This window comes from Roseovarius azorensis (assembly GCF_900109455.1).
Classification (GTDB): domain Bacteria; phylum Pseudomonadota; class Alphaproteobacteria; order Rhodobacterales; family Rhodobacteraceae; genus Roseovarius; species Roseovarius azorensis.
This window is the reverse complement of sequence record NZ_FOAG01000011.1, coordinates 66,841-87,537: the sequence shown is the minus strand read 5'-3', so window position 1 is coordinate 87,537 and position 20,697 is coordinate 66,841. Positions and strand designations below refer to the sequence as shown.

22 protein-coding genes and 1 tRNA gene are annotated in these 20,697 nt (G+C 64.3%); 9 read left to right on the top strand and 14 right to left on the bottom strand.

Annotation, left to right across the window (positions count from 1 at the left end; translation table 11 throughout):
• Nucleotides 1-11 precede the first annotated feature (11 nt).
• From BSG08_RS15225 to BSG08_RS15195, 7 genes are all read right to left on the bottom strand, one after another.
• Nucleotides 12-86, bottom strand: a tRNA-Phe gene (locus tag BSG08_RS15225).
• 78 nt (nt 87-164) lie between these two features.
• Entirely contained in the window at nt 165-347 is a 183-nt protein-coding gene (locus tag BSG08_RS15220; RefSeq protein WP_093038690.1) for a DNA gyrase inhibitor YacG, read from the bottom strand.
• Nucleotides 344-1,369, bottom strand: coding sequence for a ribonuclease E/G (locus BSG08_RS15215; protein ID WP_093038688.1), 1,026 nt, complete (start codon nt 1,367-1,369; stop codon nt 344-346). Before BSG08_RS15215 ends, BSG08_RS15220 begins: the two co-directional genes overlap by 4 nt.
• Nucleotides 1,366-1,944 (bottom strand): Maf family protein, encoded by a 579-nt coding sequence (locus BSG08_RS15210; RefSeq protein ID WP_093038686.1) that lies wholly within the window; start codon nt 1,942-1,944, stop codon nt 1,366-1,368. The genes BSG08_RS15215 and BSG08_RS15210 overlap by 4 nt, the downstream gene beginning before the upstream one ends.
• 15 nt (nt 1,945-1,959) lie before the next feature.
• A complete protein-coding gene (gene infA, locus BSG08_RS15205) occupies nt 1,960-2,178 on the bottom strand; it encodes a translation initiation factor IF-1 (protein ID WP_005978431.1) in 219 nt (72 codons plus the stop codon).
• 83 nt (nt 2,179-2,261) lie between these two features.
• The gene (locus tag BSG08_RS15200; RefSeq protein ID WP_093038684.1) at nt 2,262-3,146 is read right to left on the bottom strand and encodes a carbon-nitrogen hydrolase family protein; all 885 of its coding nucleotides are present in this window, start codon (nt 3,144-3,146) and stop codon (nt 2,262-2,264) included.
• A 61-nt stretch (nt 3,147-3,207) separates the two neighbouring features.
• Nucleotides 3,208-4,422: a urate hydroxylase PuuD gene (locus tag BSG08_RS15195; protein ID WP_093038682.1), complete on the bottom strand. Its 1,215-nt coding sequence runs from the start codon at nt 4,420-4,422 to the stop codon at nt 3,208-3,210.
• Between the two features lie 109 nt (nt 4,423-4,531).
• Here BSG08_RS15195 and BSG08_RS15190 point away from each other — a divergent pair, with 109 nt between their 5' ends.
• From BSG08_RS15190 to BSG08_RS15180, 3 genes are read left to right on the top strand one after another with little or no spacing between them, the layout of a single operon-like run.
• A complete protein-coding gene (locus BSG08_RS15190) occupies nt 4,532-5,431 on the top strand; it encodes a LysR family transcriptional regulator (protein ID WP_093038680.1) in 900 nt (299 codons plus the stop codon).
• Between the two features lie 58 nt (nt 5,432-5,489).
• Nucleotides 5,490-6,149, top strand: a complete 660-nt coding sequence (locus tag BSG08_RS15185; protein WP_217649905.1) for a bifunctional 4-hydroxy-2-oxoglutarate aldolase/2-dehydro-3-deoxy-phosphogluconate aldolase — start codon at nt 5,490-5,492, stop codon at nt 6,147-6,149.
• Complete coding sequence (locus BSG08_RS15180; RefSeq protein ID WP_093038678.1) at nt 6,149-7,063, top strand: sugar kinase; 915 nt, start codon at nt 6,149-6,151, stop codon at nt 7,061-7,063. Before BSG08_RS15185 ends, BSG08_RS15180 begins: the two co-directional genes overlap by 1 nt.
• Here BSG08_RS15180 and denD read toward each other — a convergent pair whose 3' ends face one another.
• A complete protein-coding gene (denD, locus tag BSG08_RS15175) occupies nt 7,064-8,032 on the bottom strand; it encodes a D-erythronate dehydrogenase (protein ID WP_093038676.1) in 969 nt (322 codons plus the stop codon).
• Nucleotides 8,033-8,243: 211 nt separating this feature from the next.
• On the opposite strand from denD, the gene BSG08_RS15170 reads away from it, so the two are divergent.
• From BSG08_RS15170 to BSG08_RS15155, 4 genes are read left to right on the top strand one after another with little or no spacing between them, the layout of a single operon-like run.
• The gene (locus tag BSG08_RS15170; RefSeq protein ID WP_093038674.1) at nt 8,244-10,025 is read left to right on the top strand and encodes an IlvD/Edd family dehydratase; all 1,782 of its coding nucleotides are present in this window, start codon (nt 8,244-8,246) and stop codon (nt 10,023-10,025) included.
• Nucleotides 10,026-10,034: 9 nt separating this feature from the next.
• Nucleotides 10,035-10,772: an SDR family oxidoreductase gene (locus tag BSG08_RS15165; RefSeq protein WP_093038672.1), complete on the top strand. Its 738-nt coding sequence runs from the start codon at nt 10,035-10,037 to the stop codon at nt 10,770-10,772.
• Nucleotides 10,773-10,793: 21 nt separating this feature from the next.
• Entirely contained in the window at nt 10,794-11,732 is a 939-nt protein-coding gene (locus BSG08_RS15160) for a 2-hydroxyacid dehydrogenase (protein WP_093038670.1), read from the top strand.
• 22 nt (nt 11,733-11,754) lie between these two features.
• A complete protein-coding gene (locus BSG08_RS15155; RefSeq protein WP_093038668.1) occupies nt 11,755-12,678 on the top strand; it encodes an NAD(P)-dependent oxidoreductase in 924 nt (307 codons plus the stop codon).
• 79 nt (nt 12,679-12,757) lie between these two features.
• Here the strand turns inward: BSG08_RS15155 and BSG08_RS15150 are convergent, their stop codons facing one another.
• The 6 genes from BSG08_RS15150 to BSG08_RS15125 all read right to left on the bottom strand — a co-directional run bounded on the left by BSG08_RS15150 (nt 12,758) and on the right by BSG08_RS15125 (nt 18,835).
• A complete protein-coding gene (locus tag BSG08_RS15150) occupies nt 12,758-13,654 on the bottom strand; it encodes a DMT family transporter (protein ID WP_093038666.1) in 897 nt (298 codons plus the stop codon).
• The gene (locus tag BSG08_RS15145) at nt 13,654-14,376 is read right to left on the bottom strand and encodes an SDR family oxidoreductase (protein ID WP_093038664.1); all 723 of its coding nucleotides are present in this window, start codon (nt 14,374-14,376) and stop codon (nt 13,654-13,656) included. Before BSG08_RS15145 ends, BSG08_RS15150 begins: the two co-directional genes overlap by 1 nt.
• Nucleotides 14,373-15,263 carry an NAD(P)-dependent oxidoreductase gene (locus tag BSG08_RS15140; protein ID WP_093038662.1) on the bottom strand — a complete coding sequence of 297 codons (891 nt, stop codon included), beginning with the start codon at nt 15,261-15,263 and terminating at the stop codon, nt 14,373-14,375. The genes BSG08_RS15145 and BSG08_RS15140 overlap by 4 nt, the downstream gene beginning before the upstream one ends.
• A 59-nt stretch (nt 15,264-15,322) precedes the next feature.
• Complete coding sequence (locus BSG08_RS15135; protein WP_093038660.1) at nt 15,323-16,918, bottom strand: TRAP transporter large permease; 1,596 nt, start codon at nt 16,916-16,918, stop codon at nt 15,323-15,325.
• Nucleotides 16,918-17,727, bottom strand: coding sequence for a TRAP transporter small permease subunit (locus tag BSG08_RS15130; protein ID WP_245770722.1), 810 nt, complete (start codon nt 17,725-17,727; stop codon nt 16,918-16,920). The genes BSG08_RS15135 and BSG08_RS15130 overlap by 1 nt, the downstream gene beginning before the upstream one ends.
• Before the next feature lie 94 nt (nt 17,728-17,821).
• Nucleotides 17,822-18,835, bottom strand: coding sequence for a TRAP transporter substrate-binding protein (locus tag BSG08_RS15125; protein WP_093038656.1), 1,014 nt, complete (start codon nt 18,833-18,835; stop codon nt 17,822-17,824).
• A gap of 210 nt (nt 18,836-19,045) precedes the next feature.
• Between BSG08_RS15125 and BSG08_RS15120 the strand changes: the two genes are divergently transcribed.
• Together BSG08_RS15120 and BSG08_RS15115 are read left to right on the top strand one after the other, a co-directional pair.
• Entirely contained in the window at nt 19,046-19,747 is a 702-nt protein-coding gene (locus BSG08_RS15120; protein WP_093038723.1) for a GntR family transcriptional regulator, read from the top strand.
• Nucleotides 19,734-20,579 (top strand): fumarylacetoacetate hydrolase family protein, encoded by an 846-nt coding sequence (locus BSG08_RS15115; protein ID WP_093038654.1) that lies wholly within the window; start codon nt 19,734-19,736, stop codon nt 20,577-20,579. Before BSG08_RS15120 ends, BSG08_RS15115 begins: the two co-directional genes overlap by 14 nt.
• The last annotated feature ends 118 nt before the right edge of the window (nt 20,580-20,697 follow it).

Sequence of the window (20,697 nt, the reverse complement as noted above, 5' to 3'; positions counted from 1 at the left end):
CGGGTCCAAAATGGTGCCCGGGGGCGGAATCGAACCACCGACACGAGGATTTTCAATCCACTGCTCTACCCCTGAGCTACCCGGGCATGGGGAACGGCGGGGCCGTTCGGGTGGATGCGTTCTAGGCGAGCGTGGGCGGGGTGTCCAGAGGCTTTGCGCAAAAATCAGTGGGGTTTTTGTGTCGCTCTGGTGGCCGCCTCGACCGCCTCTTCGATATCGGCCGGATCGTCCGAGGGCACGGCATAATCGCCGCCGAACCATTTGCCCAGATCGACATCGGCGCAGCGTTTCGAGCAGAACGGGCGATAGCGGGGGTCGGCGGGTTTACGGCAGATCGGGCAGGTCATTCCAGCACCATCGACAGTGGCAGGCGGTCGCGTTTGCGTTGCAGTTCAAAATGCCCCAGCGGCGTCCAGCCGGCAAGGGCGGTTTCGGTCATGTCGTGGCGGAACGCGGCGCGCAGCGAGGTCTCGAACTGGCGGCGGTCCTTTTTCGGCATGGGTGCCAGATCGAGGGTGATCTGCCCGCCCAGCCCCCGCAGGCGCAACTGCCGCGGCAGGTCGCGCGCCATGGCGAGGTTGGCCTTGAGCCCGGCGGCGAGGCTGGCGTCGCCGCCGGTGTTGACGTCGATAGCGGTCAGCGCACGGGTGGGTTCGACGAAATAGGACCCGCCACCGGGCAGGGGCACCTGCGGGTCGCGCAGGGCGTCGATCTGGTCGAGCACGCCAAGCGTGACGAAACACCCCGGATCGGTCAGCACATCGCCGGGTTCCGTCCAGTCGCGCCAGGCGAGGGCATGCGGCCCGTCGCCTTCGGTCAGTTTCTCGGGGTCGCCGCCTGTGGCATCGGCCAGAACGGCGTGGGCGAGATCCAGCATCGCCTGAATATCCCCGGCGATATCGGCGTTGTCCGCCTGCGCGCAGGCCGAGCGCAGGATCAGGCCCATCGGGCTGTCGCCCATTTCCGCATGGGCGGTTTCCAGCAACCGGTCGCGCAGGTCGTCATCCCTGATGCTGCGTGACACGTTCAGGCCCGGCGCGTCGGGGGTGACGATCGCGTAGCGGCTCTTGAACAGCAATTTCGTCGTCACCGGCAGGGCCTTGCCCGTCTCTGCATGGCCGGTAACCTGCACCAGCAGCGGCTGGCCGGGGGCCAGCCCCTTGACCTGACGCAGAAAGGCGGGGCCGTCGGGCGTGCGCAGGAACATGCCCCCCTGTCCCTTGACGGGCCGGTCGGCGATGGCGCGGTAGATCGCGCCGGGCCGGGGGTGATCCGAATCGATCAGCAGGTCATCGAGACGCCCCCCCACCATGAGCGCCGCCGCCTCTGCGCCGTTCAGGTGATCGAGGGCGATGGTGCGCGGCGTCATGGCGTGTCCTTCCACAGCGGATAGCCTGCCGCCTGCAACAGCCCGGCGGTTTCACTCAGCGGCAGGCCGACAACGGCGGTGAACGATCCCTCAATCCACGGGATCAGCGCCCCGGCGGGCCCCTGAATGCCGTAGCCGCCCGCCTTGCCCTGCCAGTCGTTCGAGGCGAGATAGGCGTTCAGTTCCTCGTCCGAGAGGCGTTTCATCCTGACGGCGGTCACCACGTCCCGCACCCACAGGCGTTCGCCCCGGCGCACCGCGACGGCGGTGATCACCCGGTGGCGGCGGCCGGAGAGCATCAGGAGGAATGTGGCGGCCTCGGCGGCGGTCTCGGGCTTGCCAAGGATTCGGCGGCCAAGCGCCACGGTGGTGTCGGCGGTAAGCACGATGTCATCCGCACCCGCCACGACCGCCCGCGCCTTGTCGCGGGCCATGCGGGTGCAGTAGGGGCGGGGCAACTCGCCCTTCAGCGGCGTCTCGTCGATCTCCGGCGGGCGGATGTCATCCGCCACGACCCCGATCTGCGCCAACAGATCGCGGCGGCGCGGGCTGCCCGATCCGAGAATGAATTTCATCCGAAAATCAGGCGCTTACTTGAAGCGATAGTTGATCCGACCCTTGGTCAGATCGTAAGGTGTCATTTCCACCTGCACCTTGTCGCCCGCCAGAACGCGGATGCGGTTCTTGCGCATCTTGCCTGCCGTATGCGCGATGATCTCATGGCCGTTTTCAAGCTCGACCCTGAATGTCGCGTTGGGCAGGAGTTCCTTGACGACACCGGGAAATTCGAGCGTGTCTTCCTTGGCCATGGTCTCTCCTTGCTTTGGCATCCCGCCAGAATGCGGAACGCGCTAGTAAATGCGCCCGTTTCGCGGGTTTTTCAAGGGTCTAATCAGCGTAAAGCGACAGAAGTGACCGGCGTGTCGCGGCCCGTCTGATCGTGCCAGTGGCGGCGGTTGAGCACGACGCCATCGGCGCGCACATGCGCGATGCGGGCCGGATCGACCTCGGCCACGGTCCAGCCGGGGCGGTTCAATGTGCCCTCGGCGATCACGCCGGTGGGCGGAAATCCGGTATCGGGCGGGCCAAAGATGCCGCCCATGCCGGTGTTGGCATCGACCGCCGGCGACCAGTCCGCCGCGCCCACGGTCGAGGCCATGACGGTGACGCATTGCGCCTCGAGCGCGCGGGCCATCGCACCGATGCGGACGCGGGAATAGCCGGTCAGCGCCTCGGTGCAGGAGGGCACGAGGATCAGGTCGGCCTCGGCCAATGCCCGGCCCAGCAGGGGGAATTCGCTGTCATAGCAGATCAGGATGCCGATTTTTCCGAGTGCGGTTTCAAAGAGTTTGAGCGGCCCGCCGGGGGCGACGTGCCAGTCCTCGCGCTCGAACCGGGTCATGATCTGCTTGTCCTGATGCCCGCGTGCGCCGGTGGGGGTGAAGAGGCGGGCGCGATTGACCGGGCGCGCGCCCAGGTCGGGATCGAATACCGGGGCCGAGGCGGCAAGGATATGCAGGCCATGTTTTGCCGCCAGATCGGCATGCAGGTCGTCGGCCTCCGTGATCCGCTCGGAAACCGCATGCAGCGAACGCTCCAGATCGCCCGCCGCCTCGGGTCCGGCCAGCGTGGCCAGTTCCATCGCGCCGTACTCGGGGAAAACCGCCAGATCGACCCCCTGACCGGCGGCATCGGCCACCCAGTCGCCGAGTTTGCGGGCATAGTCGGCCCAGGAGCCGAGCATGTCGAGCGGGTAGGCGGCGGTGGCGATCTTCATGGGCGTTTCTCCTCTGGCCCCCTGTCTCGCGCCTCTGCCCGCCGTCGTCAAGCCGCGCGGCTCAGCGTGCCGCGGCGCGATACCAGGCCACCAGCGCCTGCCGCTCGGCGGGTTCCATCCATGTCAGGTTGGCGGGCGGCATGGCATGGCTGAGCCCGGCCTGAAGGTATAGCGGCCGGGCATGACGGGCGATGTCGGCGGGGGATTCGAGGATCACGTTGCCGGGCGCATGGGCAAGACCGGGCCAGAGCGGCTCTGCCGCGTGGCACATGGAGCAGCGGATCGCCACGATCTCCTGCACCGCGTCGAAACCGGGGGCCTCGGTCAGGCGGGTCTGCGCGGGGGTCAGCGTGGCCTCCTGCGCGGCCTCGGGCGAGAGCGCCGAGAGCCAGACGATCACCGCAAAGATCAGCGCGGTCAGCCCCCATGTCCACCATGGCCGCCCCTGCCGGGCATGCATGGAATTGAAGAAATGCCGGATCGTCACCCCCATGAGAAAGACCAGCGCGGCGATCACCCAGTTCCATTCGGTCGCAAAGGCCAGCGGGTAATGGTTCGACAGCATCAGGAAAATGACCGGCAGGGTGAGGTAATTGTTATGCGTCGAGCGCAGTTTCGCGATGCGCCCGTATTTCGCGTCCGCCTCACGCCCGGCCTGAAGATCGGCGACCACGATGCGCTGGTTGGGCATGATGATGAAAAATACATTGGCGGTCATGATCGTCGCGGTGAATGCGCCCAGATGCAGCATCATCGCGCGGCCCGTGAAGACCTGCGTATAGGCCCAGCCCATCGCCGTCAGCAGCACGAACAACAGCAGCATCAGCAGCGTCGGTCGCTCTGCCATCCCGGATTTGCACAGCCGGTCATAGATCAGCCAGCCGATGGCCAGCGAGCCGCCCGAGACCGCGATCCCCTGCCACAGGCCGAGCGGGCTGTCGGGCGCGAGCAGGTAAAGCTCTGCCCCTGCCCAGTAGACCAGGGCCAGCAGCGCCGCACCCGAGAGCCAGGTGGAATAGCTCTCCCATTTGAACCATGTCAGGTGCTCGGGCATCTGAGACGGGGCCACCAGATACTTGCGGATATGATAGAATCCGCCGCCATGCACCTGCCATTCCTCGCCATGCGCGCCCGGCGGCAGGTCCGGCGCGCGCCGGAGGCCAAGGTCGAGCGCGATGAAATAGAACGAACTGCCGATCCAGGCCATCGCGGTGATCACATGCAGCCAGCGGATCGCAAATCCGGCCCATTCCAGAATGATTGCCTGTTCCGGCATGTCCCCGTCTCCTGTTTCCTGCGGTCGCGAGGCTAGCGCCGGAGCCAATTTTCAGCTAGAGAGCGAAACGGCTCGACAGCTTCAATAAATTCCGAAAGATGCCCCGGCCATGGCCTATCTCGACAATATCCGAACCTTCGTGCGTGTCTATGAGTTGGGCAGCATGTCCGCCGCGGCGCGGGATCAGCGGATATCGGCGGCGGTCGCCTCGGCGCGGGTCTCGCATCTGGAGGACCATCTGGGGGTGCGGTTGTTTCAGCGCACGACGCGGGTGTTGCAACCCACCGAACAGGGGCGGATGTTCTATCCCGGCGCCTGCCGGATCCTCGAAGCGGTGGACGAGGCCGAGGCCGAGGTCAGCGAGATCACCCAGCACCCGCGCGGCACGCTGTTTGTCGCGGCGCCGCTCGGGCTGGGGCGGCGGCTGATCGCCCCGAATGTGCCGGGGTTTCACACCGCCTATCCCGAGGTCAACGTGCGGCTGCGCCTGTCGGACCGGGCGATAGACCTCACGCATGAGGGGCTGGATGTGGCGTTCTTTCTCGGGCGGCCCAAGGATTCGACCCTCAGGATGCGCAAGATCGCGGATTGCCCGCGTCTGCTGTGCGCCGCGCCATCCTATCTGGAACAGGCGGGTGCGCCCGTCGGCATCGAGGATCTCACGCGCAACCATGCCTGTCTCAACCTGCGCTATCCCGGCGTGGACGAATTCCAGTGGCCCCTGCAGGGCCGCGACGGGATCGAGCGGGTCAGCGTCACCGGCCCGTTCGAGAGCGATGACGGCGACATCCTGACCGACTGGGCGCTGGCCGGGCATGGCATCATCCTGAAACCGCGTTTCGAGGTGGCCGATCACCTGGCCGCCGGGCGTCTGGTGCCGGTGCTCGAGGACTGTCCGCCGGTGCCGGTGCAACTGGGGTGTCTCTACACCCACCGCCGCCATCAGGATCCCAAGGCACGTCTCTTTATCGACAGCATGGCCACGGCGATCCACAAGGCGCTGCACTGAGGGTCGCGCAAGAGAAGGCATTGCCTGGGCGCGCCTCGTCAGGCTATGGCTGTATGCGATGAATTTGGTATACCATGCCGAGGGCCATATGACCGACCATCTCATGAATGCCTTGCAGAAGGCGCGGATCGTCCCGGTGATCCGGCATCGGGAGACGCGCATTGCCGAAACCGCCTGTCATATCCTGGCCGAAGAGGGTGCGGGCGTGCTTGAGATCACCATGACGGTGCCCAATGCAGACGCGCTTCTGGAACGGCTTGGCGCTGCTCATCCCGATATCGTTCTCGGGGCGGGCACGGTTCTTGACGCCGCAGAGGCCCGCAGGGCGATCGCGGCGGGGGCGCGATTCATTGTCTCGCCTTGCTGGTGCGATGCGGTGGCAGCGGCCTGTGGTGTGGCGCAGATCCCCTATCTGCCTGGCGCGATGACCCCCGGCGAGGTGCTGCATCACGCACAGAATGGCGCGCATGTGGTCAAGGTCTTTCCCGCCGATGCGGCTGGTGGTCCGGGATTCCTCAAGGCGCTGCGCGCGGTTTTTCCTGATATTCCCCTGATGCCCACGGGTGGCGTCACGCCCGATAACGCCGCCGATTACCTCGCCGCCGGGGCGCTCTGCGTCGGCATGGGCGGCAATCTGCTGCCTGCCGCCGCGCTGGAGCAAGGCGACGAGGCCACAGCGCGCGATCTCATTCGCGCCGCTCTCACGGATGCGCGCTGATGGCTGTCGACATCCTCTGTCTTGGCGAGCCGATCCTCGAATTCAATCAGCAACCCGATGGGCGCTATCTGCCGGGCCATGGCGGGGATACCTCCAATTGCGCGATTGCCGCCGCGCGTCAGGGCGCGCGCGTCGGCTATCTCACCCATATCGGCGCGGACGCCTTTGGCCGGTCATTCATGGATCTGTGGCGGGCCGAGGGCGTCGATACCTCCACCGTGCGCGAGGTGGAGGGCGGCCAGACCGGCATCTATTTTGTCACCCACGGGCCGGAAGGGCACGAATTCAGCTATTTCCGGGCCGGATCGGCGGCCAGCCGGATGACCCCCGCCGACCTGCCGCGCGCGGCGCTGGAAGGCGCGCGGATCCTGCATGTATCAGGCATCAGCCAGGCGATATCCGAGAGCGCCGCCGATACCGTATTCGCCGCGATGCAAATCGTGCGCGCGGCGGGCGGGCGTGTGTCCTATGACAGCAATCTGCGGCTCAAGCTCTGGCCGCTCGCCCGCGCGCGGGCGGTCATTCACGCGGGCATGGCCATGGCCGATATCGCCCTTCCGGGGCTGGAGGATGCCGAATTGCTCACCGGGCTGAGCGATCCGGACACGATCGCCGATTTCTACCTGGCCCTAGGTGCGCGGATCGTCGCGCTGACGCTCGGCCCCCAAGGTACGCTGGTCGCCACGCCCGAGGCGCGCAAACGTGTGCCGGGACGGCCGGTGCAGGCGGTGGACGCCACCGGCGCGGGGGACACGTTCGACGGGGCGTTTCTGGCGCGGCTTGTCGCGGGCAACGATCCCTTTGCCGCCGCGCGCTATGCGAATGCGGCGGCGGCTCTGGCGGTGCAGGGCTACGGCGCGGTGGCCCCCATGCCCCGGCGCGCGGCGGTCGAGGCAGCCCTGGCCGGGGCCTGACTAATTGCCGGGCCGATCATCCTCGATGTAATAACGCACGTTCTCCTCGAAACTCGCATCCGCCGCCAGCCCGAGCGCAAGCGCCCGGTCGGCATGGATGTCGAACCGCCAGCCGGCCACGATGCTGCTGATCGCCTCGTCCGGCTGCCATGTGATCAGCCGCGCGGGCTCGGGTCCGGCGACGGCACTCATCGCGTCGATCATCTGCCGGATCGAGAGGGTGCGCCCCGGCATCTGCAGGATGCGGTTGCGCCCAAGGTCAGCGGCCGGGATTTCCGCCGTGCGAATCAGGTTTTCCACGCATTTGCGCGGGCTGAGATAATAATGCAGAAAATCCTCGCCGACCGGACAATTGGCCGCTTGCCCGTTCAGCGGCTCGCGCAGGATCGACGACATGAAGCTCGACGCCGCACGATTCGGCTTGCCCGGGCGGATCGAGATCGTCGGCAGGCGCACGCCGCGCCCGTCGACATAGCCCTTGCGCGAATAGTCATTGACCAGCAACTCGCCCGCCGCCTTCTGTGCGCCATATGAAGTCTGCGGGTTGAGCAGCGAGGTCTCGGTGATCGGGTCCGGCACCTCTCCGCCATAGACGGCGATCGACGAGGTGAAGACCATCAGCGGCGCGGTGCCCAGTTTTCGGCAGCGCTCCAGAATATTCAACGTTCCGAAGAGGTTGATCTGCATGCCGTCCTCGAATTCCTCCTCGGCATGGGCCGAGACGACAGCGGCGAGATGATAGATCACATCCGTTTCGCCGGTCACGACCCGCGCGACCGAGGCCGGATCGGTGATGTCACAGCGTGCCGTCTCCACCGGCAAGGATGCCCCCTCGATGCCTGCCGGATCGTTCACATCCGCCAGTGTGATGCGGCTGATGGCCGTGCCGTTCAGCGTGCCCCGTGCGACAAGCGCCCGTGCCAGCTTTTGCCCCAGAAATCCGCCGCCGCCGATAATGACGATATTCATGCTGTTCTTCCTTCTCCTGCGTGTTCAGTGGTCGGCGAGCAACCCGCGTGCCGCCAGATTGCGTATCAGCGCGCCGGTGCCGAATGTCCATTCCGGGCGCTTGCTGCAAAGAGGTTATGATTTGGCTTGCATTTTGGTATACCAAATTCGATGCTTGCTGCAAGCACCGCCCCGCAGGTTCGGGATATGCGGCCATCTGGAGGAGGACAGCATGAGCAACACCCGCGCCAACAAGCGTTTCCGCTCGCAGGAATGGTTCGACAACCCCAACAATCCGGGCATGACCGCGCTTTATCTTGAGCGCTATCAGAACCAGACCTTCACCCGCGAGGAACTGCAAAGCGATCGCCCCGTCATCGGCATCGCCAATACCGGTTCGGATCTCGCCCCCTGCAACAAGATCCACATCTTCCTGATGGACCGGATCAAGGCCGGCATCCGCGATGCGGGCGGCATCCCGATGGAATTTCCCATCCACCCCATTCAGGAAACCGGCAAACGGCCCACGGCGGCGCTCGACCGTAACCTCGCCTATCTGAGTCTTGTGGAGGTGTTGCACGGCTATCCCATCGACGGCGTGGTCCTGACCACCGGTTGCGACAAGACAACGCCGGCGCAGCTCATGGGGGCGGCGACGGTGGACATCCCGGCGATTGCCCTGAATGGCGGGCCGATGCTGGATGGCTGGTACAAGGGCAGGCGCGCCGGGTCCGGCATGGTGGTCTGGGAGGGGCGGCGCCTGCTGGCCGAGGGCAAGATCGACTACGAGGAATTCATCGAGCGTGCCTGCGCCTCCGCCCCCTCGCTGGGGCATTGTAACACGATGGGCACCGCCTCGACGATGAACGCCATGGCCGAGGCGCTTGGCATGACGCTTACCGGATCCTCGGCCATCCCGGCACCGTTTCGCGAACGGATGGAGATGGCCTTTGCCACCGGCAAGCGGATCGTCGGGATGGTGCTGGAGGATCTCAAACCCTCGGACATCCTGACGCGAGAGGCGTTCGAGAACGCGATCAGGACCAACACGGCGATTGGTGGCTCGACCAACGCGCCGCCGCATCTTCAGGCGATCGCGCGCCATGCGGGCGTGGACCTCAACGTCAAGGACTGGCAGACCATCGGATTCGAAGAGCCCCTTCTCGTCAACATGCAGCCCGCCGGGGAATATCTGGGCGAGAGTTTCCACCGCGCGGGCGGCGTGCCTGCGGTGATGGCCGAACTGCACAAGGCTGGCCGCCTGCATGCGGGCGTCATGACCGCCACGGGCAGGACCATGGGCGAGAATCTGGCGGGCCGCGAGAGTGTCGACCATGACGTGATCCGCCCCTATGACAATCCGCTGCGCAAGAACGCCGGATTCATCGTGCTGTCGGGCAATCTCTTTGACTCCGCGCTGATGAAAACCTCGGTCATCTCCGACGATTTCCGCAAGCGTTTCCTCTCCAGGCCCGGTGCAGAGGGGATATTCGAGGGGCGCGCGGTGGTCTTTGAGGGACCCGAGGACTACCACGACCGGATCAATGACCAGAGCCTCGGGATTGACGAGAAAACCATCCTCTTTATCCGCAACGTTGGGTGTGTCGGCTATCCCGGCGCTGCGGAGGTGGTGAACATGCAGCCGCCCGATGCAGTGCTTCGGGCAGGTGTCAACCACCTGCCGACTGTCGGTGACGGACGGCAATCGGGCACATCGGAAAGCCCCTCGATCCTGAACGCCTCGCCCGAATCCGTGGTAGGCGGCGGGCTTGCCTATCTGCAGACCGGGGACCGGGTGCGGCTCGACCTGAACACCGCCACGATGGAGGCGCTGGTAGAGCCTGACGAATGGGCGCGCCGCAAGGCTGACTGGACCCCGCCCGAGATCGAGAACCAGACCCCGTGGCAGGAAATTTATCGCCGCCATGTCGGGCAACTGGCCGAGGGTGGGTGCCTCGAACTGGCAACGGCCTATCAGCGCGTGGCGCGCAACCTGCCGCGCGACAATCACTGAGGGGTGCATATGAAACAAGGTATCATCATCACGGGTGCGGGCAGCGGCGTGGGGCGCGCTACCGCGCGGGCCTTTCTCGCGGCGGGCTGGAACGTGGGCCTCGTGGGGCGGCGCGAGGCTGCCCTGGCCGAGACGGCGGCGGGCCACGGGGCGGCGCTTGTCCTGCCCTGCGACGTGACCGACGCAGACGCCACCGACGCGATGGTCGCCAAGGCGTCAGGCGAATGGGGGCGGTTGGACGCGCTCTTCAACAATGCGGGCGTGGCGATGAAGGGTGCGACAATTGACGAACTGGATCTGGACGAGATCCGCACCCTCATCGAGGTCAACGTCATGGGGGCCTTCATCGCCGCGCGCGCCGCCTTTGCGCAGATGCGGCGGCAGGATCCGCAGGGCGGGCGGATCATCAATAACGGCTCTGTTTCGGCCTATGTGCCCCGGTGGGGCTCGTCGCCCTATACCGCGTCGAAACATGCCATCACCGGCCTCACCCGGAGCCTGTCCCTGGACGGGCGACCCTATGACATCGCCTGCGGGCAGATCGACATCGGCAATGCGCTGACCGAGATGGCGGAGGCGATGACCAGGGGCGTGCCGCAGGCAGACGGATCGCTCGCGGTCGAACCGGTGATGGACGTCGCCAATGTCGCACAATCGGTGCTGCACATGGCCTCGCTGCCGCTGGCTGCGAACGTGCAATTCATGACAGTGATGGCCACCGCAATGCCTTATGTCGGACGTGGCTGATCGCAGGCAGGAGGGATATACATGACAGAAGTTCTGGCGATCGGATCGTTCAGCGATGTGGACGCGGCCGCATTGCGCGACGATCTCGGCGCGCGGATCGTCGACAGCCTCGACAGCGCCGCAGCACTCCATGAAGAGACTCGCGCCACGGTTCGGGCCATCGCGTTCAAGGGGCACGCGACATTCGACGGCGCGCTGATGGATCTCTTTCCGGCGCTTGGGCTGATCGCCAATTACGGCGTGGGCTATGACGCGATCAAGGTGGCGGATGCGCAGACACGCAGCGTGGCGGTGACGAACACGCCCGATGTGCTCAACGATGATGTGGCCGATCTCGCCGTCGGCATGCTGATTGCGCAATGCCGCAGGATGGTTCAGGGCGATGATCACGCGCGTTCCGGTGCCTGGGCTGACGGGCAGGAGTTTCCGCTCAATCGCAAGATGTCGGGCGGGCGTGTGGGTATTCTCGGGCTGGGCCGGATCGGGCGCGAGATCGCGGATCGCCTCGCGGCCTTCAAGATGGAATTGCATTACTGGTCGCGCGGCGAGAAGCAGACGCCTGGCTGGACCTATCATGATGATCCTGTCGCGCTCGCCAACGCAGTCGATTACCTCGTCGTCGCCCTTGTCGGCGGGCCCGAAACCGAAGGCATGGTGTCGGCCGAGGTGCTTGACGCGCTGGGGGAAAACGGCGTTCTGGTGAACATCTCGCGCGGCTCCACCGTGGATGAGGTGGCGTTGATCGACCGGCTGGAGGATGGCCGTCTGGCGGGGGCCGCGCTCGACGTTTTCCGGTCTGAGCCGGGTATCGACCCGCGCTTTGCCGCGCTCGACAACGTGGTCCTGCAACCGCATCAAGGCTCTGGCACGCATGTCACACGCGCGGCCATGGGTCAGCTTCAACGCGACAATATCGCGGTATTCATGGCGGGCAGGCCGCTTTTGACGCAGGTCGCATGAACCGGATCAGGGAGGACGGGATATGACGGGCAAACCAAGGATCGGCTTTGTGGGTGTGGGCCATATGGGGCATGGCATGGCCAGCAACATTCTCAGGGGCGGCTATGATCTGATGATCAGGGGCAACCGGAACCGTGCGCCGATCGACAGCCTGACCGGCATGGGCGCGCATGAGGCGGACAGCCTTGCCGAGATGGCGGTGGCTTGTGACATCATCTTTCTGTGCCTCTCGAATTCGCCGCAGGTAGAGGCGGTGATCCGGGGCGCGGAGGGTCTGATGGCCAATGGCCGCCCCGGGCTGATCGTGGTCGACACCACCACCGCCAACCCGGTCTCGACCGAGGCGCTGGCTGCCGAACTCGAGGCCAGCGGCATGCACATGGTAGACGCGCCGCTGGGCCGCACGCCCAAAGAGGCCGAGGCCGGCACGCTCGACGCGATGGTCGGTGCCGCACCGGATATCTTCAGCAAGGTCAGGCCGGTGATAGAGTGCTGGGCCGGGTCGGTCACGCATCTTGGCCCCGTCGGTGCGGGGCACAAGATGAAACTGGTGATGAATTTCCTCGGCACCGGCTATGCCGCGCTTTATGCCGAGGCCTTCACCATGGGAGCCAGGGTGGGGCTTGCGCCGCAGCTTATCCGCGAGGTCATTGGCGGGAGCCGCATGGGCTGTGGGTTCTTCGACACCTATACACAATGGGTCTGCGACCGGAACCGCGATGCGCATGTCTTCAGCCTGGACAATGCCGCCAAGGATATCGGCTATGTCTGCCTGATGGCGCAGGCGGCGGGCATGGCCAACCCGATGTCAGCCAGCATCCGCAACGCCTTTGCAAGCGCGGTCGCTCAGGGCAAGGGTGCAGACTACATGCCGATGCTGGCCGATCACGTGGCCTCGCTGAACGGTGTGGATCTGGGCGAAGAGGTGAAGAGGGGTCGTGGTTGACGGCCTGTTCGGTTGAAAACTTCTGCTGTTTCGTCGTCCGGGGTCTGATCCGCTTTTGCCGGGTCGGTGGCGTCGGTCCTCACCTCCGCCGCTCGCGCCACCAGATATAAAGACCGGCCCCGGCGATGATCAGCCCGCCGCCCAATGTCCAGACCGTCGGATAGACATTGAACACGATGATGCTGGCGGCTGCCGCCAGAACGATCTGGATATAGACGATCGGCGCCAGGATCGAGGCATCCGCCATGCGATGCGCATGGGTGGCAAAGATATGCCCGACCCCACCGAACGCACCGATCAGCAGGAAAGGCGCCCAGTCGACTCCGGCGTCGGGCCACTGCCAGACGCGGATCGCGAAAGGCCCAAGACAGAAGGTCGCCAGACCCGAAGCCCAGATCTGGCTGGTGGCGTTGCTCTCGATCCCGGCCAGCATGCGCGTCATGATGAAATACAGAGAGGCGACAACCATCGCCACGAGGTTGAGCAGCATGGCGGGGTGAAATCCGGTGCCCCAGGGCTGCATCACGACCAGAACGCCGGCGAATCCCACACAAACCGCCGCCAGGCGGTGCAGGCCAACCCTTTCATTCAGAATCGGTATGGCCAGCAAGGTCACCGCGATCGGTCCGGCGAACATGATTGTCGTGGTCACGGTGATCGGCAGGAACTGCAGCGCGGTGAAGTTGCAGATCGTGCTGCCGAAGAGGAAGGTCGAGCGCAGGAATTGCCGCCCCGGCGCGTTGGAGCGGATCGCGGCGCGCCCCTCGCGCGGCAGAAAGAGCACGAGCGCCAGAAGAAAATGCACCGCATAGCGCACAAAGACCACCTGGATCGCCGCGATCCCGGCGGTCACCAGCCATTTCGCCGATGTGTCGATACAGGTGAAGAAAAGCACCGCAAGCGCCATCATCGCCACCCCGAACGCGGTGCGGTTCTCGCGCTGAGCCACCGTGCGATGAGGCTCTCCGACAGGCATCAGGCGGCGGCCCAGCCACCGTCGATCACATGCGCCTGGCCGGTGGTGAAACTCGACTCGTCCGATCCCAGATAGACTGCGAGATGCGCGATCTCTTCCGGTTGCCCGATCCGCCCCATCGGCTGACGCGCCACGAATGCGGCGCGTGCGGCCTCGTAATCGCCGGTGGCGTGCAGACGGTTCTGCAGGGACGGGCTCTCGACCGTGCCGGGGCAGATGCAGTTCACCCGCACGCCGTGCGTGACGTAATCGACCGCCACGGATTTCGTCAGGCCGATGATCGCCGCCTTGGAGGTGCCGTAGACGCAGCGACCGGGTGCGGCGATGATCGAGGAGGCCACCGAGGCGATGTTGACGATCGCGCCGCCGCCACGCCTGACCATGCCCGGCACGGCGGCCTGCATGGCGTGAAACTGCGACCTGACGTTGAGCGTCATGGCGAAATCGAAATCCTCATCGCTCGCCTCGAGCAACGTCCCGGCATGCACGAAACCCGCGCAGTTCACCAGGATATCGGGACTTGCCGCATGGATCGCGGCCTGAAGCGCCGCCTTGTTGGTCACGTCAAGTGCGAAGGTCTCGGCCTCCAATCCCTTGAGCAACGTGCCGTCGAGGTCGGTCGCCGTGACCGCTGCGCCCTCGCGGACGTAAGCCTCGGCAATCGCGCGCCCGATCCCCTGACCGGCGGCGGTGACAAAGGCGCGCTTGCCTTGCAATCTCATGCGTTTCTCCCCAGGTGCCTGACCATCCAGTCGACCATCTGCGGCACCATGATGTCGCCGTCGCCACCGTCGCGCGCGGTGCTCAGCGTTGCGTCGGCAGCGCCCGACATGCGGCTGGTCAGGCCCAGATCCTCGGCCATCTGCCGGTAATAGCCCACATCCTTGGCGGCATTGGCCACCGAGAAGGCAAGGTCGATCCTGCCCTCTACCGCGTAGTTGCGGATGAAATCCATCATCCCCGAATGGTTCGGTCCGGCGGCCATGACGCCATATAGCGCATCGCGGTCGATTCCTGCGGTATCGGCAAGCGCGAAGGCCTCGGACATGGCGCAGACAGTGGTCATGGCGTAGAAATTGTTGATCAGCTTGATCGTATGCCCGTTGCCCAGCTTGCCAAGGTGAAAGACGTTTTCGCCAAGCGTGTCGAGCACCGGGCGCACGCCGTCGAAGGCGTCCCTGTCGCCCGCGCACATGATGTTGAGCCTGCCTTCCCTGGCATGGGCGGGCGTGCGGCCAAGAGGCGCATCGAGATAGATCGCGCCCTTCCCGGCAAGTGCCTCGCCTATCCGAAGAGTCGAGGCCGGTAGCGAGGTGCCGAAGTCGATCACCACCTGACCGGATTTTGCAGCTGCCAACACGCCGTCCTCTGCGAAGATGCGCGATTCCACCTGATCCGAGGTGCCGACGCAGAGCATGACGATATCCGCCCGCTCCGTCAGATCGCGCGCCGATTTCGCCTCCTGCCCGCCGCGTGCGATGGCCTCTTCCATGCCGGTGCGGTCGCGATTGCCCAGCACGATCACGGGATATCCCGCCCCCTGAAGACAGTCGACCATGGCCCGGCCCATCAGGCCGAGGCCGATGAATCCGATGGCTTGCTTGCTCATTTCATGCTCCTTTCATGGAATGGCGCGGGCCGGGGTGCGCGTTGCATTCCGGCCTTGTGTCACAGAAACAGCGTCACGATGGGTGGCCAGATCAAAAGAACGGAAAGCGCCAGAAGCTGCAAGACGATGAACGGCAGGAAGCCGCGGAAGATATCCGTGATAGAGATTTCCGGCGGGGCCACCGACTTGAGATAGAACGCGGCCGGGCCGAAGGGTGGCGACAGAAAGCTCACCTGCATATTCATGGTAAAGACCACGCCGAACCAGATCGGGATATAGCGCGCATCGACGGAACCGAGCCAGCCGATCTCTTCGGGCGGCAGCTTGACCACGATGGGCAGAAAAACCGGCATGATCAGAAGCACGATGCCGACCCAGTCCATGAACATGCCCATGACCAGAAAGATCACCATCATCACGAGAATGATCCCCATGGTCGGCATGTCCGCGCCGACGATCATGTTGGCCACATAGGCAGGGCCGCCCACCAGCGTATACGCGGCGGCAAGCGCAGCGGCGCCGATGGTGACCCAGATGATCGTGCCGGTGGATTTCAGTGTCCGCATCAGGCTGTCCCACACGATGGCAAAGGTCATCTCGCGGCGCAGCAGGCCAATCACGAAAACCGCGATAGCCCCCATGCCCGCCGCCTCGGTGATGCCGGTGATCCCGCCATAGATGGAGCCCAGCACGACGCCGATCACCACGATGGGTGCGACAAGGCCCTTGCCCATTTCCCAGCCCCTAGCAGTGCGTTCTCGCCCGACAACAAGAAAGATGACCGCCAGCGAGATCGCAAAGGCCCCGATGAGCCACGGCAGGTTCGAGACCATGCCAAGCGGGATCGGATCGGTGCCCTCGCGCACCGCATTGTCACCGGTAACGGTAAAGAACAGCGCGCGCAGAACAAGAACGCCCGTGATCCATGCGATCATCCGCCCCAGAAAGCCCAGAAACATCAGGCCCTTTTCCGAGCCTTTGGGATCGTCCGGGTCGTCCGGCGGCAGCGGCGCGAGCGACGGATTGAGCTGTGTGCGCACGATGATGTAGATCAGGATGAACGAGGCCAGCATGAAGCCGGGCAGGAACGACGCCGTGAACAGCGCCTTGATCGAGGTCTCGGTCACCAACCCGTAGAAGATCAGCACGATGGACGGCGGGATCATCGTGCCAAGACTGCCCGAGGCACAGATCGTGCCGATCGCAAGGTTGCGGTCATACCCGAGCCGCAGCATCTGCGGCAGGGCAATCAGGCCAAGCAGAACCACCTCGCCACCGATGATGCCCGACATCGCCGCCATGATCACCGCCATGATCGAGGTCACGATGGCGATTCCGCCGCGCGTCCGGCTGAGCCATTGGTTGAGCGAGCCGTACATGTCGCGCGCAATACCGGATCGCTCCAGCAGCGCGGCCATGAAGATGAAAAGCGGCACCGAGATCAGCACATAGTTGGTCATCTGCCGATAGACCGCCTGCCCGAGTACCGACAGCGGGCCGCGTCCGAAGGTGCCGAACAGCAGGTCCATGTCGAATTTCAGGGTCAGCGTGACCACGGCCAGAAAGGCCGAGGCAAGGCCAAGCGGCATACCGATCGCCAGAAGGGCAAACATGCCGAACAGGAGGATCAGGCTGAGGGTGCCGATATCGACCATTAGTTATGTTCCTCCAGGGTGCGACGGATGTTTTCAATCTCGGTTTCATCGATTTCGTCGGCGTGCAGATCGGCGATTTCGCGGTTCCAGTCGGCGATCAGGTTGGAAATCGCCTGCACCGCCACGAGAACGATTGCGATCAGCAGGAAGGGTTTGATTGTGCCCGGAATGGGCGGATCCCACGCGGTGCCAAAGGTTTCCATGCGCAGGAATCGCGTCTTGGCATCGCTGTAACCTCCCCAGACAAGCGCAAAGGCGAACCCGGTGATGAGCAGGACCGAGATCGTGTCCGCCGTCTTGCGCATCCAGCGCGGCATGTGGTCATAAATCACGTAGATGCGAATATGGCTGCGCTGTTGCATGGCATATTGACCGGCCAGCAAGAACACGAAGGAGGCCAGCCACAGCGATAATTCATTCGCCCAGAGCGTAGGGCGGGAGAAGACGTAGCGCGAGACGACCTCGTAGAACATCACCAGCACGATCACCGCCACGAGGATCATCGCCGCGCGGCTCAGAACGAGGCTCACGATGTCGAAGAACCCCTTGCGCCCCGGTTCGATGTCGCCCTTGAAATCCGACAGGTAGAGCGACGCAAAAAACAGGGCGCCGATCAGGGCGAACATCATCAGCTTGACCATCGGACGGCCCTGGGGCCGGATCATCTCCTGCATGCCGATGGCTGTTTCCGGGTCCATCACGCGCGCCGACACCAGCCACACGTAGAGAACGAGCGCGAGGCCGCAAAAGCCGATCATCGCCAGTTTCACAGGTCCGCGCGCGCGGCCGAGCCAAACGCTTTTGCTCATCATGTCGGTCTCCCGCAGTCCCGCCGACAGGTCGGCCCGGTGGCAACATTGTAAAAGGCGGGCAACGGGTGCCCGCCTTTTGTGTCGGCGAAGATTATTTCAGCAGGCCAAGTTGCCGCAGATAGGTCTTGTGGCTTTCGAGAATGGCGCGGGCCTGCTCGTTCTTGTCGCCCCAGCGTTCCCAGGATACCTGCGCTGCATCGCGGAACACCTTGCGGTCTTCATCCGACCAGGCGTGCAGGGTCACGCCCTGTTCCTGAAGTTTGGCAGCCGCTTCGGAATTGGCGCGCTCGTTATAGAGCGCTATGTGGAACGCCAGCTTCTGCCAGGCGGTATCGATGATCCGGCGCTGCGAGTCCGTAAGCCCGTCCCAGACATCCTTGTTGCAGGCAAGGTGGTCCGACGGCATCGAGTGAAAGCCCGGATAAGTCGCATGTTTCACAATGTCATAGAGGCCAAGGCCCACATTGTTGGCAAGCCCCGAGGCATCCGCCCCGTCGATGATCCCTGTCTCCAGAGCGGTGAAAATCTCGGTAAAGTCCATCACGATGGGCGAGGCGCCAAGTTCGTCGAAGATCTCGGTTTCCATGCCCGGCGGCGAGCGGAATTTCCAGCCTTTCAGATCCGCAGGCCCGGCGATCGGCTTGGAGGAAGAGAGCGATTCCTGCCCGTAGATCGACCAGCCGACCAGCTGCATGTTCTGCTCGTTGTAAAGCTCTTGCGCCGCCTCCAGGCCACCCCCGTAGTAGAGCCAGGAATACTGCTGCCAGGGTGTGTCATAGCCGCCCATGAAGTCGCCGACGAACTGGAAGGCCGGGTTCTTGCCGGTCTGGTAGGCGCCGCCGGTGGCGTCGCAATCCAGAATGCCGTTGATTGCGGCATCGAAGGTCTCGGTCGTGGCGACCACGGCCGAGGAATAGAACATCTCGATCGAGATTTCGCCACCCGACATGGTTTGCACGTCGTCGATGAACCGCGCGAGCGCCTGACCGGTCGGGTGTTCGGTCGCGTAATGTGTCTGCATGCGCAGCGTCACCTCCTGTCCGAAGGCACTGGTAGCGAGCAGTGCGCCCGCCGCCACGGATGTCAGCAGTGTCTTGATGGTCATTTGTCTTTTCTCCCTGTTGCGGCTTTACGGCCGTCTCCTCTCACACAGGATCATCCTGCGTCCAAGATGGTATACCATCCTGGTCGGACGGTACCCAATGCGAATTTCACAATCAACTTGTTTTGGTATACCAAATCGAGAATTATGGACGGGCCTACCGGAACGGCATAACAAGTGCGTGACATGTACAAGTCGAAGGATTCCATTGCGATGACAGAGCCAGCGCTTGCCGATCGCATCGCCAACGAACTGCGACGCAGCATCCTGCGCGGAGAGTTGGTACCGGGCGCACCGATCAAGGAACGCGATCACGCGACGGTCATGGGTGTGAGCCGCACGCCAATGCGCGAGGCGATTCGCATTCTCGCCAAGGAAGGGTTGGTCGAACTCAGCCCAGCACGCAGTCCCATCGTCAGCAAACCAACGGCCAAGGATCTCTGCGATCAGGCAGCGGTTCTGGTGGCGCTCGAAAAGCTTTCCGGGGAACTGGCCTGCGATCACGCCACCGACACCGACCTCGGGCGTATCCGGGAGGCGGCACGCCGCATGGAAGAAACCTTCTACACCGCCGAGCGGATCGATTCCTTCGAGATGGACATGGCGTTTCACACCACCATCGCCGAGGCATCGCGCAATGCCGCGCTCGCCCGCACCCACAAGGCCTATCTCGCACGTCTGTGGCATGCCCGCTATCTCACCTCCCGCATGCGCATGAACCGCGAGCGCGTGTTGACCCAGCACAACGACATTCTCGATGCCATCCTGCACCGCGACAAACCGGCGCTGAGCGCCGCGTTCGATGCGCATCTCGGACATCTGCCGCAGGATCTCGAGAACCTGATGGCTTCGCAATCCCAGGACAAGACAACTCCGGCTCGGACCGGGGGGAAGGAGACCAATGAAACTGCTTAGAGTTGGCGCGCAAGGTGCGGAACGCCCTGCGATTCTGGATGCCGGGGGACGGGTGCGCGACCTGTCCGGGCAGGTGTCCGATTTCGCGGGTGACGGCGTGTCGCCGGACGCGCTCGCGCGGATTGCCGCGCTCGATATCGACCGCCTGCCGGTGATCGAGACGTCGGAGCGCATCGGTCCCTGTCTGGCATGGGTGCCCAATTTTCTCTGTATCGGGCTGAATTATGCCAGGCACGCCGCCGAAACCGGCGCGAAGGAACCGGCAGAGCCGATCCTCTTTTCCAAGACCACAAGCTGCCTGTCGGGCCCCAACGATCCGGTCATTATCCCCCGCACCTCGCTGAAAACCGATTGGGAGGTAGAGCTTGGCGTGATCATCGGACGTGATACGCTCTATGTCTCCGAGGCCGATGCGCTGGGTCATGTGGCGGGTTATTGCGTGATCAACGACGTGTCTGAGCGGTCGTTTCAGGCCGAACGCGGCGGCCAGTGGACAAAGGGCAAGTCGGCGCCCAGCTTTGGTCCCATCGGCCCCTGGCTGGTCACCGCCGACGAGGTGCCCGATCCGCAGACCCTCGATCTGTCGCTTGCGCTGAACGGCGAGACGGTGCAATCCTCCAACACCGACGACATGATCTTCAGCGTGCGTCAGATCGTTTCCTACCTCAGTCAGTTCATGCTGCTGCGCGCGGGCGATATCATCGCCACCGGCACACCCTCGGGCGTGGGTCTTGGCATGTCGCCGCAGCGGTTCCTGAAACCGGGTGACGTGATGGAACTGACCATCGAGGGGCTTGGCACGCAGCGCCAAGAGGTCGTCGCCGCGTCCTGATCCTGCGGACCGTGATGCCGATACGTGGCCGCGGACCCATCCCCGCAGTCATCCTGTGCAGATTCCCCCTGCGCTTCGCAGGCATGTGGGGCGTTCAGGACAAGAGTAGCACCTTGAA

Excerpts from the sequence above, each read along its gene's own strand:
- BSG08_RS15220 (WP_093038690.1), bottom strand. The coding sequence starts at position 347 with ATGACCTGCCCGATCTGCCGTAAACCCGCCGACCCCCGCTATCGCCCG.
- BSG08_RS15215 (WP_093038688.1), bottom strand. The coding sequence starts at position 1,369 with ATGACGCCGCGCACCATCGCCCTCGATCACCTGAACGGCGCAGAGGCG.
- BSG08_RS15210 (WP_093038686.1), bottom strand. The coding sequence starts at position 1,944 with ATGAAATTCATTCTCGGATCGGGCAGCCCGCGCCGCCGCGATCTGTTG.
- infA (WP_005978431.1), bottom strand. The coding sequence starts at position 2,178 with ATGGCCAAGGAAGACACGCTCGAATTTCCCGGTGTCGTCAAGGAACTC.
- BSG08_RS15200 (WP_093038684.1), bottom strand. The coding sequence starts at position 3,146 with ATGAAGATCGCCACCGCCGCCTACCCGCTCGACATGCTCGGCTCCTGG.
- BSG08_RS15195 (WP_093038682.1), bottom strand. The coding sequence starts at position 4,422 with ATGCCGGAACAGGCAATCATTCTGGAATGGGCCGGATTTGCGATCCGC.
- BSG08_RS15190 (WP_093038680.1), top strand. The coding sequence starts at position 4,532 with ATGGCCTATCTCGACAATATCCGAACCTTCGTGCGTGTCTATGAGTTG.
- BSG08_RS15185 (WP_217649905.1), top strand. The coding sequence starts at position 5,490 with ATGAATTTGGTATACCATGCCGAGGGCCATATGACCGACCATCTCATG.
- BSG08_RS15180 (WP_093038678.1), top strand. The coding sequence starts at position 6,149 with ATGGCTGTCGACATCCTCTGTCTTGGCGAGCCGATCCTCGAATTCAAT.
- denD (WP_093038676.1), bottom strand. The coding sequence starts at position 8,032 with ATGAATATCGTCATTATCGGCGGCGGCGGATTTCTGGGGCAAAAGCTG.
- BSG08_RS15170 (WP_093038674.1), top strand. The coding sequence starts at position 8,244 with ATGAGCAACACCCGCGCCAACAAGCGTTTCCGCTCGCAGGAATGGTTC.
- BSG08_RS15165 (WP_093038672.1), top strand. The coding sequence starts at position 10,035 with ATGAAACAAGGTATCATCATCACGGGTGCGGGCAGCGGCGTGGGGCGC.
- BSG08_RS15160 (WP_093038670.1), top strand. The coding sequence starts at position 10,794 with ATGACAGAAGTTCTGGCGATCGGATCGTTCAGCGATGTGGACGCGGCC.
- BSG08_RS15155 (WP_093038668.1), top strand. The coding sequence starts at position 11,755 with ATGACGGGCAAACCAAGGATCGGCTTTGTGGGTGTGGGCCATATGGGG.
- BSG08_RS15150 (WP_093038666.1), bottom strand. The coding sequence starts at position 13,654 with ATGCCTGTCGGAGAGCCTCATCGCACGGTGGCTCAGCGCGAGAACCGC.
- BSG08_RS15145 (WP_093038664.1), bottom strand. The coding sequence starts at position 14,376 with ATGAGATTGCAAGGCAAGCGCGCCTTTGTCACCGCCGCCGGTCAGGGG.
- BSG08_RS15140 (WP_093038662.1), bottom strand. The coding sequence starts at position 15,263 with ATGAGCAAGCAAGCCATCGGATTCATCGGCCTCGGCCTGATGGGCCGG.
- BSG08_RS15135 (WP_093038660.1), bottom strand. The coding sequence starts at position 16,918 with ATGGTCGATATCGGCACCCTCAGCCTGATCCTCCTGTTCGGCATGTTT.
- BSG08_RS15130 (WP_245770722.1), bottom strand. The coding sequence starts at position 17,727 with ATGAGCAAAAGCGTTTGGCTCGGCCGCGCGCGCGGACCTGTGAAACTG.
- BSG08_RS15125 (WP_093038656.1), bottom strand. The coding sequence starts at position 18,835 with ATGACCATCAAGACACTGCTGACATCCGTGGCGGCGGGCGCACTGCTC.
- BSG08_RS15120 (WP_093038723.1), top strand. The coding sequence starts at position 19,046 with ATGACAGAGCCAGCGCTTGCCGATCGCATCGCCAACGAACTGCGACGC.
- BSG08_RS15115 (WP_093038654.1), top strand. The coding sequence starts at position 19,734 with ATGAAACTGCTTAGAGTTGGCGCGCAAGGTGCGGAACGCCCTGCGATT.